This is a genomic window from Halogeometricum sp. CBA1124 (genome assembly GCF_009741955.1).
GTDB classification, from domain to species: domain Archaea; phylum Halobacteriota; class Halobacteria; order Halobacteriales; family Haloferacaceae; genus Halogeometricum; species Halogeometricum rufum.
The window spans coordinates 1-1462 of the sequence record NZ_WPCD01000354.1 but is presented as its reverse complement, the minus strand read 5'-3'; the positions used below and the strand labels follow the sequence as shown (position 1 = coordinate 1462).

Sequence of the window (1462 nt, the reverse complement as noted above, 5' to 3'; positions counted from 1 at the left end):
CGGCGACGACGGCGGCGAGGCCCGCCGGGACCGCGAGCAGGGTGAAGAGCGCGGCCGCGTCGGCGTACGTCAGCACGACGCCGGCGACGCTCGCCCCGAACGCGCCGACGCCGAACGTCCCGAGGTAGGTGTAGCCGAACGACAGGCCGTGGGCGTCCGACGGGGCGTGCGCGGCTATCGTCGACTGGTACATCGGCGCCACCGCGTAGGCGACGAATCCGAACAGCGCGCAGACGACCAGCAGGGACACGACGCTCCCGTTCAACGCGGGGACGAACGCCAGCGAGACGGCGACGAGAACGGCGAACGTGACCGCGAGTGCGCGCTCCGGCGCGACCCGGTCGCTCAGCTTCCCGCCGACGTACTGCCCCGCGCCGCCGACGGCCAGCAGTCCCGCGTACGCGTACTGGCTCGGCCGGAGCGTCACGCCCGCGAACGGAACGGGTTCGAAGAGCGGCACGTCGGCGAGGACGTCCGGCAGGAACGTGAACGCGCCCCGGTAGTACAGTCCGTACAGCATCGCGACGGCGAACGCGAGGGCGAAGCCCCCCGCGAACAGTCGCCTCGTCCGAGCGACCAGTTCGGCCGCGTCCGCCGGGGCTGTCGCTCGCTCGGCCGGGTCGGCCGGGTCGGCCGCCCTCTCGTCGAACTCGATGCGTCGACCGACCGCGGCGGCGACGACGGCGGGGACGACGAGGACGACGGCGACGGCCCGCCAGTGGAGGAACGCGAGGAGGACGGCGCCGAGGAGCGGACCGACGGCGACGCCGACGTTCCCGGCCAGTCCGTGGTAGGCGAACGCCGTCCCGCGTTCGCTCGCGCCGCGACTGATGAGCGAGAGCCCCGCCGGGTGGTAGACGCTCGCGGCCGTCCCCCACAGCGCCAGTCCGACCCCGAGGACGGCGGCGTTCGGGGCGGCGCTCAGGACGACGAACCCGCCGCCCATGCCGAGCGCCGACCCGACGATGAGCCGTTTCGAGTCGTAGCGGTCGGCGAGGACGCCGGCGGGCAACGCTCCGACGCCGACCAGCGCGAACCCCGCCCCGACGAGGATTCCCAGTTCGGCCGCCGCGACCGCGAACTCGTCCAGCCAGAGGGTGACGAACAGCGGGACGACGAGTTCGTACGTGTGGAACGTCGCGTGTCCGAGCATCGCGACGGCCGTCAGCGCCCTGTCGTTCGCGTCCACGGTCGGGCTTCGACCGTTCGCGCCAACTGCGTTCCGGTGTCGTCCGGAGCCGACACCGCTAAGACCGCCCGTTCGCATCGTCCGGACGTGACGGAGAACCGCTCGCTCGACGACTTTCTCGGCGGCGACGCCGCGACCGACGGGGAGTCGGACGGCGGAGACGAGTCGGCCGAGGACGCGGACGGACCGCCGGCCGGTGGCGGGGCCACGGCGGATGCAGCGGACGGACCCGCCGAGGACGCGGCGGAGGAGTCGGCCGAGGACGCAGGGAAC

1 protein-coding gene and 1 pseudogene are annotated in these 1462 nt (G+C 73.7%); one reads left to right on the top strand and one right to left on the bottom strand.

From position 1 onward, the window contains the following. Positions 1-1189, bottom strand: a 1189-nt coding sequence (locus GJ632_RS21440) for an MFS transporter (protein ID WP_343161317.1), incomplete at its 3' end; no start/stop codon positions are given. 87 nt (positions 1190-1276) lie between these two features. Between GJ632_RS21440 and GJ632_RS21435 the strand changes: the two are divergent. Then, positions 1277-1462, top strand: a pseudogene (locus GJ632_RS21435) (hypothetical protein); the annotation flags it as partial.